The organism is Micromonospora mangrovicola, from assembly GCF_047200535.1.
Lineage (GTDB): Bacteria > Actinomycetota > Actinomycetes > Mycobacteriales > Micromonosporaceae > Micromonospora.
Map to the genome: position 1 here is coordinate 23,220 of NZ_JBJZOG010000075.1, position 8,406 is coordinate 31,625.

The window sequence follows — 8,406 nt, forward strand, 5'->3', positions numbered from 1 at the left end:
GCCCGTCACGTCCAGGTCTGCGGATCGGTCAGATCCTTCGCCACCTGCGCCCCGGCCAGCACGCTCGTCGCGTCGGCCTCCGTGAAGTCCAGCTGGCTCTTGTGCGCGTGGTCGCCCCGAAACGGCCAGCCGAAGTCGGCGGTCAGGTGTGCTCTCGGAATGCCGAGCAGTTCGAGCTTCGTACCGTCCGGATAGACGTAGGCGGGACGGCCACCGACGGTTCGGTTGCTCTCGACGCGGTCGGCCACGATCTGCGCCCCGTACTGCAACCGCACCCACATGTTCGCCGACGGCTTCCGGTAGAGGGCGAGCTCGACGTTGAGACCGCCAGGGAAGGCGGTGGCGTCGACGGAGCAGGCGGCCACCCTCGCACCCTCGGGCAGCACACTCAGCCGCAGGGGCGAGTCGCACCGCCGTGCCTCACCCCAGCGGAGGGCGTCCACGGCCCTGGCCAGCACGCCGGGATCGGCGCTGCCGAGCATGCTCGCCCGGGCGTACAGGCCGGGGACGGGCTGCCAGGCCTTGACCAGACCGCCGGCTCCGTTGCGGAACGGCCGGACCACGCCGTCGAAGGTCACCGGGATCACGCTCTGCTCGGCGTGGACGCCATCGAGCAGAAGCTCGTCGACCTCCCGAGCGGAGCTGCTCACCTCAACCAGGACCGGCGGTCCTCCCCCGACACTCAACCGGATCGACTCGACCTGGTTCGAGCCGTGGACGGCCCAGCTCAGGTAGCGGGCCCGGCTGGTGTCCACGCCCAGGTGCAGCACCTGCGTGTCGGTGCCGACCAGGTCGGGGCGCTGGGCCGCACCCGGCACTCCGTCGGCTCGGGGCGGCACCGGCGCGGCGACGGTGGGCGTCGCCGCCACCCACGGCAGCCGCCCGGCCAGCCCGCCGAGGTCCGTGCTGGCCACCCCGACGAAGCCGAGCACCCCCACCAGAGTCAGGGCGGCGCCGGTGGCGGCCCGGCGACGCAGTTGCCGGCGCCGGCCCCGGGCCCGGGATGTCCGCAGCAGGCGGTAGGTGTCGGTCTCCCCCTCGGCGCGCTCCCGCAGCACCGAGGCGATCCGCTGGTCGAGGTCGGTCACGGCCGGCTCCCCTGGGTCGTCGGGAGGCCGCAGCGCTCCCGGAGGTGGGCGAGCGCCCGCATCGCGTGGGTGCGGACGGTGACCGGGGAGCAGCCCAGGATCTGGGCGATCGTGGCGTCGTCCAGGTCCTCGTAGTAGCGCAGCACCAGCACGGCACGCTGCCGGTCGGGCAGGGCGCGGATCATCCGCCACATCTCGTCGCGGTCGGCCGCCTCGCCGCCGAGGTCGCCGCGGTGGGCCCGCTCGGCGAAGGTGTCCACGGCCAGCTCCCGGCTGGACCGCCGCCGCCACCACGAGTTGTTGGCGTTGACCAGCATCCGGCGCACGTACACGTCGGGCCGGTCGGCCCGGGCGATCCTGCGCCAGTGCACGTACGCGCGGGCCAGCACGTCCTGGGTCAGGTCCTCGGCGCGGTGCTCGTCGCCGGTCAGCAGCCGGGCCAGCCGTAGCAGGGCCGGCCCGCGGCTGCCGACGTACTCCTCGAAGGTCACGCCCTCAAGACGCCGTCACCGGCGTCCGGTGTTGACCCGGGTCAGCGACTGGTGTGGTCGCGGAAGCCGCGGCCGCTCTTGCGGCCGAGGTAGCCGGCGGTGACCAGGTGCTCCAGCAGCGGCGCGGGGGCGAAGCCCGGCTCGCGCAGCTCCAGGTAGAGCTCCCGCTGGATGGCCAGCGACACGTCCAGCCCGACCACGTCCAGCAGCTCGAACGGGCCCATCGGGTAGCCGCAGCCGAGCTTCATCGCGTAGTCGATGTCGTCGGCGGTCGAGTAGCTGGCCTCCAGCATCTTCACCGCGTCGTTCAGGTACGGGAAGAGCAGCGCGTTGACGATGAAGCCGGACCGGTCGCCGCAGACCACGCCGGTCTTGCCCAGCGCCGCGCAGACCGCGCGGGCGGTCGCGGTGGTCTCCGCCGAGGTCCGGATGGTCTGCACGATCTCCACCAGCGGCATGATCGGGGCCGGGTTGAAGAAGTGCAGGCCGATCACGTCGGCCGGGCGCTGGGTGGCCATCGCCACGTCGATCACCGGCAGCGACGAGGTGGTGGTGGCGAGCACGACGCCCGGCTTGCAGATCTCGTCGAGGCTGGCGAAGAGGGCCTTCTTGACGCTCAGCTCCTCGACCACCGCCTCGACCACCAGGTCCACGTCGGCGAGGTGGTCCAGGGTGGCCGACCAGGTGACCCGGCCGAGCGCCGCGTCCCGGTCGGACTCGCTGAGCTTGCCCCGGACCACACCCTTGTTCAGCGAGGTCTTGACGGCCTCGCACACCTTGGCGGACTTCTCCGCGCCCCGGGTCACCGAGACGACCTCGTACCCGGCCTTGGCGAAGACCTCGATGATGCCGGTGGCCATGGTCCCGGAACCGACCACGCCAACCTTGGCGATCGCCCGGGCGCCGTCGGCGAGCGCGCCGCCCGCGGTCACCGGCGTCTGCTCGTCGGGTACGACCACCGGCGAGCCCGGCCGCTCGTAGGTGTAGAAGCCACGGCCGGACTTCCGGCCGAGCAGCCCGGCGGTGACCATCTGCTTGATCAGCGGCACCGGGGCGTGCCGGCGGTCCCGGCCGCCGCGCCGGTACATGGTGTCCAGGATCTCGTACGCGGTGTCCAGGCCGATCAGGTCCATCAGCGCCAGCGGGCCCATCGGCAGCCCGCAGCCCAGCTTCATGGCGGCGTCGATGTCCTCGCGGGTGGCGTACCGCGCCTCGAACATGCTCACCGCGTGGTTCAGGTAGCCGAAGAGCAGCGCGTTGGCGATGAAGCCGGCCCGGTCGCTGATGGTCACGTCGACCTTGCCGAGCCGGTCGCAGAGCGCCTCCACGTCGGCCACCACGTCGGCGGAGGTGACCACGGTGCGGACCACCTCGACCAGCTTCATCACCGGGGCCGGGTTGAAGAAGTGGATGCCGATGACCTGGTTGGGCCGGCTGGTGGCGACCGAGATCTCGGTGACGCTCAGCGACGAGGTGTTGGTGGCGAGGATGGCCTCGGGCTTGCAGACCCGGTCCAGCTCGGCGAAGATCCGCTGCTTCAGGTCCAGGTGCTCGGGGACCGCCTCGATGACCAGGTCCACCGAGTGCAGCGCGCCCAGCCCGACCTGGAAGTCGACCCGGCCCAGCAGGGCGTCCCGGTCGGCCTCGGCGAGCTTGCCCTTGGCCACCGCCCGGTCGGTCGAGCCGGCGAGGGTGGCCCGGCCGCGATCGAGGGCGGCCTCGGAGATCTCCACGGCCACCACGTCGATGCCGTTACGGGCGAAGACCTCGACGATGCCGGCACCCATGGTGCCCAGACCCACCACACCGACACTGGTGAACTCGCGCGCCACGACCGGCCTCCCCTTGGTTGACTCCGCCGTTGCCGACATGAACGGCCGCTAAGGTTATGCGCCGGAGTCTGCCACGTGACGCTGCGTTGTCGAGACGCCGTGGGATATTTCACGGTCCGGGCGGTTCAGACCGTCGTCGGCACCTCCGTGAGGGCCAGCAGCTCGGCGACGAACTCGGCCGGCCGCTCCAGGTGCGGGCTGTGCCCGCAGCCGGGCAGCGCCAGCTCGCGGTACGTGCCGCCGGCCGCCGCGTACCGCCCCAGCACCGCCCGCGTCTGCGCGATCATCGGCTGCGGCGGGCAGTCCGTCGCCCCGGGCCAACCGGGCACCACGCCCAGCGACCCCAGGTACGCCAGGTCGAACAGCGAGGTGTCCGAAACGATCACGTCGGCGTCGCCGCGTACCCAGGTCACCGGCGGCTTGACCGGGACGGCGACCAGCTCGTCGGCGACCCGGAACCAGGCCGGGGCCAACGCGTTGAGCACCCCGCGCTCCCCGGCCGCGACGCCCGGCCAGTGCGGGGAGGCGACCGCGGTGCCCGGGTAGTTGTCGTCCCCGGTGGCGGTGCTGAGCAGGCTGTCCAGCAGCAGCTCCTCGTCCGCGCCGAGCGACGCCGGGTCGGCCACGTACGCGGTGCGCAGCACGTTGCGTGGGCTGGTCGGGGCGTCCGTGCCGCGGTCCCCGGCGGCCAGCCGGGCCACGAAGTCCGCGTTCGCCGTGCCGGCGCCGGTGCCGGCGAAGTCGCCGGTGGTGGGCGTGCCGTCGACGTCCCGGGTGCCGCCGAACCCGTACGGCGACACGGGCGCCTCCAGCAGCAGGCCGGCCACCCGGTCGGGACGGTCGATCAGCAGCCGCATCGCCACCCCGCCGCCGAGCGAGTGCCCGACCACCACCGGCCGGGCGCCGGGGGCGAACAGCTCCGGGGCGTCCAGCAGGGCGGCCACGTCGTCGGCGAAGTCGCCCAGCCCCCGGGTCGCGTCGACCGGGGCGGTCTCGGTGTCGCCGTATCCGCGCAGGTCGGGGGCGACCACCCGGAGGGTGTCCGGCAGCCGGCGCAGCAGCGGCTCCCAGAACGCGGACGACGAGCCGTTGCCGTGCACCAGCAGGACCGGTAGGCCGTCCGGCGGGCCCGCCACCCGTACCGCCTGGGTGATGCCGTTGGCCTGGACGGTGTGCCGCGCGCTCTCCATCCGCGCATGCTGGCACGTCGGGCCGGTCCGGTCCATGTGGGCGGCCCCCACTGCGCGCCGCCGCCCGCTGTCGGCGGGCGGCATCAGCGGGGCATGTCGGCCGGCAGCGGCTCGCTGCCGGCGCGCGGGGGCACCGGTTCCGTCGGCTCCACCGGCTGCCGGGACGGCGGCACGGGCAGCGGCAGGGTGGGCCGGTGGTCCCGGCGCGGGGCGCCGAAACGCAGACCGACCGGGTCGGTCCGGGCCACCCCCGGGTCGAAGAAGCGCAGCTCGGTACGGCCGAGCCGGACCACGTCGCCGTCGGCGAGGTGCACGCTGCCGGCGATCCGCTCGTCGTTGAGCCAGGTGCCGTTGGTCGAGCCGAGGTCGGTCAGCGACACGCCCTCGGCGGTCAGCTGGACCGTGGCGTGCCGCCGGCTGAGGTGCGGGTCGGTGAGCATGATGTCGGTGGTCGGTGCCCGGCCGATCACCTGAGGGTCCCGGCCGATCCGGAAGCTCAGCCCCCGCATCGCCCCGCCCGCCACGGTCAGCAACGGCATCAGCTCCGGGTGCTCCACCATGGACTCTTCGACCCTCCGCCCCACCATCGCCCCCGCGCGCCAGCGTGCCACCTCACCGTAACCGTCTGCACCACCGCGTGGTCAGCACCGCGACCCGGGTGGTCACCCCCCGTTCGCCGGTTCGGCGGGGGCGGTCGCGATCCGGACCGCCGGCACGTCGGCCGATGGCATCGGCCCGGCGCAGCACCTACCGGCGAGTAATGTTCGGGTCTAGACTTCGGCCATGACGGCTGTGCATGTCCCGGGCACCCCGACCATCGAGGACGGCCGGCTGGTCTCCACCAGCCCGGCGACCGGCGCCGAGGCCGGGCGGCTGCCGGTGGCGGCCGAGGCGGACGTGCGGGACGCGGTGACACGTGCCCGCGGCGCCGGCGACTGGTGGGCAGGGCTCGGCTTCACCGGCCGGCGGGAGCGGCTGCAGCGCTGGCGGGGGGTGATCGCCCGCCGGATCGAGGAGCTGGCCGACCTGATGCACACCGAGGGCGGCAAACCGGTCGCGGACGCCGTCGTCGAGATCCTCACCGCCCTGGAGCACATCGACTGGGCGGCCCGCAACGCACGGCGCGTGCTCGGGCCCCGTCGGGTCCGCACCCGGCTGATCCTGGCCGAGTTCACCGGCCACCTGGAATACCAGCCGTACGGGGTGGTCGGCGTGATCGGCCCGTGGAACTACCCGGTCTTCACCCCGGTCGGCTCCGTCGCGTACGCGCTGGCCGCGGGGAACGCCGTGGTGTTCAAGCCGAGCGAGTACACCCCGGCCGTCGGGCAGTGGCTGGTGGACCGGTTCGCCGAGGTGGTGCCGGAGCAGCCGGTCCTCCAGGCGGTGCACGGTCTCGGCGAAGTGGGCGCGGCGCTGTGCCGCTCCGGGGTGGGCAAGCTGGCCTTCACCGGCTCGACCCGCACCGCGAAGAAGGTGATGGCGGCCTGCGCCGAGACGCTGACCCCGGTGCTGCTGGAGGCGGGCGGCAAGGACGCGATGATCGTCGACGCCGACGCCGACCTGGACGCGGCGGCCGAGGCGTGTGTCTGGGGCGCGTTGACCAACGCCGGCCAGACCTGCATCGGCATCGAGCGGGTCTACGCCGTCGACCAGGTCTTCGACGCCCTCGTCGACAAGGTGGTGGCGAAGGCCGGCCGGCTGACCGTGGGCCCGGAGGGCGCCGACATCGGTCCGATCACCATGCCGTCCCAGCTCGACATCATCCGCCGGCACATCGACGACGCTGTGGCGCGCGGCGGCCGGGCGGCGCTCGGCGGCCCCGAGGCGGTCCAGCCGCCCTACGTCCACCCGACCGTGCTGCTGGACGTGCCGGAGGACTCGGCGGCGGTCCGCGAGGAGACCTTCGGCCCGACGCTGACCGTCAACCGGGTGCGCGACGTGGACGAGGCCGTCGAACGCGCCAACGCCCTCTCGTACGGCCTGGGGGGTTCGGTCTTCGGCCGGAAGCGGGCGGTGGCCGTCGCGCGGCGGCTGCGCTCCGGGATGGCCTCGATCAACTCGACGCTCACCTTCGCCGGGATGTCCACGCTGCCGTTCGGCGGGGTCGGCGACTCCGGCTTCGGCCGAATCCACGGCGAGGACGGGCTACGCGAGTTCGGCCGGGCCAAGTCGATCACCCGCCGCCGGGCCCGGTCGGTGCTGCCGGCAATGACCTTCGAGCGCACCCCGGCAGACGTCGCCCGCCTGGTCAAGGCTGCCAAGCTGATGTACGGCCGGGGTCGCTGACGCCCACCGCCGGGCTCGGCGTGCGTGCCGTCGCACCCGTGCCCGGCGACGTCGGGCTCAGAACAGGGTCAGCTCGTCACGCTCGATGCCGCGCAGCTTGTCGTAGTCGACCACCACGCAGCGGATGCCACGGTCGGTGGCGAGCACCCGTGCCTGCGGCTTGATCTCCTGCGCGGCGAAGACGCCGGTGACCGGGGCGAGCAACGGGTCGCGGTTCATCAGTTCGAGGTAGCGGGTGAGCTGCTCCACCCCGTCGATCTCGCCCCGCCGCTTCACCTCGACGGCGACCGCGCCGGAGTTGGCGTCCCGGCAGAGCAGGTCGACCGGGCCGATCGCCGTCATGTACTCCCGCCGGACCAGGGTGAAGCCCTCACCGAGGGTCTCCGGGTTGGCGGCGAGCAGTTCCTGCAGGTGCGCCTCGACGCCGTCCTTGCGCAGGCCCGGGTCGATCCCCAGGTCGTACGAGGTGTCCTGGAAGATCTCCTCCAGGGTGATCCGCAGCTCCTCACCGGCCTTGTTGACCACCCGCCACACGCCGGGTGCCTCTTCCAGCCGGCACGGCGGGCTCATCCAGTTCAGCGGCTTGTACGCCCGGTCGTCCGCGTGGATCGACACCGAGCCGTCCGCCTTCACCATGAGCAGCCGGGTGGCGGGCGGCAGGTGTGCCGAGAGCCGTCCGACGTAGTCCACCGAGCACTTCGCAATCACCAACCGCACCCGACGAGGGTAGCCGAGCAGCGGGCCGTCGCTGACGAGCGCCACTGGCATGCCGGTGCGATATTGAGATCGTGCTCGAACTCCTCACCGGTTCCGGACTCGCCGCCTCGGCCGGCCTGAACGCGTACATCCCGTTGCTCCTCATGGGTCTGCTGGCGCGCTACACCGACCTGGTCGACCTGCCCGGCAGTTGGCAGTGGCTGGGCAACGGCTGGGTGATCCTGATCCTCGCCGTGCTGCTCGCCGTCGAGGTGGTGGCGGACAAGGTGCCGGTGGTGGACCACGTCAACGACGTGGTGCAGACGGTGGTCCGGCCGACCGCGGGCGGCCTGGCCTTCGGTGCCGGCTCCAGCTCGGAGACCGTGACGGTCAGCGACCCGGACACCTTCTTCTCCTCGCACCAGTGGGTGCCGGTGGTGGTCGGGGTCCTGATCGCGCTCGGCGTGCACCTGCTCAAGTCCGCGGCCCGGCCGGTGATCAACGCGACCACCGCCGGCTTCGGCGCTCCGGTGGCCAGCACCGCCGAGGACGCGACCAGCGCGGTCATGTCGGTGGTGGCGCTCCTGCTGCCGGTGCTGGTGCTGGTGTTTCTGGTCGGCTTCGTGGCGTTCCTGTTCTGGTTCCTGCGGCGACGCAAGGACCGGCGGCGGGAACGGGCAGCGGCGCGCGCGGCCGGGTTCCGGGTCTGATCCTGCTGCTTGCAGTTGAGGGCCGAGGGCGAGGGCGACCGGCTCCGGGCGGTCAGGCTTGCTCCCTACGCCGGCCACCTTCGCCCCCGGCCCCGTCGTTCTCCTCGCTCACC

Annotated in this window: 8 protein-coding genes; 2 read left to right on the forward strand and 6 right to left on the reverse strand. The window is 73.0% G+C overall.

Annotated features, from left to right (window positions below; all coding sequences use genetic code 11):
• Window positions 1-5 precede the first annotated feature (5 nt).
• The 5 genes from ACL02O_RS24660 to ACL02O_RS24680 all read right to left on the reverse strand — a co-directional run bounded on the left by ACL02O_RS24660 (window position 6) and on the right by ACL02O_RS24680 (window position 5,161).
• Window positions 6-1,088 carry a hypothetical protein gene (locus ACL02O_RS24660; RefSeq protein WP_412820526.1) on the reverse strand — a complete coding sequence of 361 codons (1,083 nt, stop codon included), beginning with the start codon at window positions 1,086-1,088 and terminating at the stop codon, window positions 6-8.
• Complete coding sequence (locus tag ACL02O_RS24665; protein ID WP_412820527.1) at window positions 1,085-1,579, reverse strand: SigE family RNA polymerase sigma factor; 495 nt, start codon at window positions 1,577-1,579, stop codon at window positions 1,085-1,087. Before ACL02O_RS24665 ends, ACL02O_RS24660 begins: the two co-directional genes overlap by 4 nt.
• Window positions 1,580-1,620: 41 nt before the next feature.
• Complete coding sequence (locus tag ACL02O_RS24670) at window positions 1,621-3,411, reverse strand: 3-hydroxyacyl-CoA dehydrogenase family protein (RefSeq protein ID WP_412820528.1); 1,791 nt, start codon at window positions 3,409-3,411, stop codon at window positions 1,621-1,623.
• A gap of 125 nt (window positions 3,412-3,536) precedes the next feature.
• Complete coding sequence (locus ACL02O_RS24675) at window positions 3,537-4,601, reverse strand: alpha/beta fold hydrolase (RefSeq protein WP_412820529.1); 1,065 nt, start codon at window positions 4,599-4,601, stop codon at window positions 3,537-3,539.
• A gap of 83 nt (window positions 4,602-4,684) precedes the next feature.
• Window positions 4,685-5,161 (reverse strand): FHA domain-containing protein, encoded by a 477-nt coding sequence (locus tag ACL02O_RS24680; protein WP_412820530.1) that lies wholly within the window; start codon window positions 5,159-5,161, stop codon window positions 4,685-4,687.
• Window positions 5,162-5,384: 223 nt separating this feature from the next.
• Here ACL02O_RS24680 and ACL02O_RS24685 point away from each other — a divergent pair, with 223 nt between their 5' ends.
• Window positions 5,385-6,887 carry an aldehyde dehydrogenase family protein gene (locus ACL02O_RS24685; RefSeq protein WP_412820531.1) on the forward strand — a complete coding sequence of 501 codons (1,503 nt, stop codon included), beginning with the start codon at window positions 5,385-5,387 and terminating at the stop codon, window positions 6,885-6,887.
• Window positions 6,888-6,944: 57 nt separating this feature from the next.
• Here ACL02O_RS24685 and nucS read toward each other — a convergent pair whose 3' ends face one another.
• A complete protein-coding gene (gene nucS / locus ACL02O_RS24690) occupies window positions 6,945-7,604 on the reverse strand; it encodes an endonuclease NucS (RefSeq protein ID WP_412820535.1) in 660 nt (219 codons plus the stop codon).
• A gap of 71 nt (window positions 7,605-7,675) precedes the next feature.
• Here nucS and ACL02O_RS24695 point away from each other — a divergent pair, with 71 nt between their 5' ends.
• Window positions 7,676-8,293 (forward strand): DUF4126 domain-containing protein, encoded by a 618-nt coding sequence (locus ACL02O_RS24695; protein ID WP_412820532.1) that lies wholly within the window; start codon window positions 7,676-7,678, stop codon window positions 8,291-8,293.
• Window positions 8,294-8,406: the final 113 nt, after the last annotated feature.

Excerpts from the sequence above, each read along its gene's own strand:
- ACL02O_RS24680 (WP_412820530.1), bottom strand. The coding sequence starts at position 5,161 with ATGGTGGAGCACCCGGAGCTGATGCCGTTGCTGACCGTGGCGGGCGGG.
- ACL02O_RS24675 (WP_412820529.1), bottom strand. The coding sequence starts at position 4,601 with ATGGAGAGCGCGCGGCACACCGTCCAGGCCAACGGCATCACCCAGGCG.
- ACL02O_RS24685 (WP_412820531.1), top strand. The coding sequence starts at position 5,385 with ATGACGGCTGTGCATGTCCCGGGCACCCCGACCATCGAGGACGGCCGG.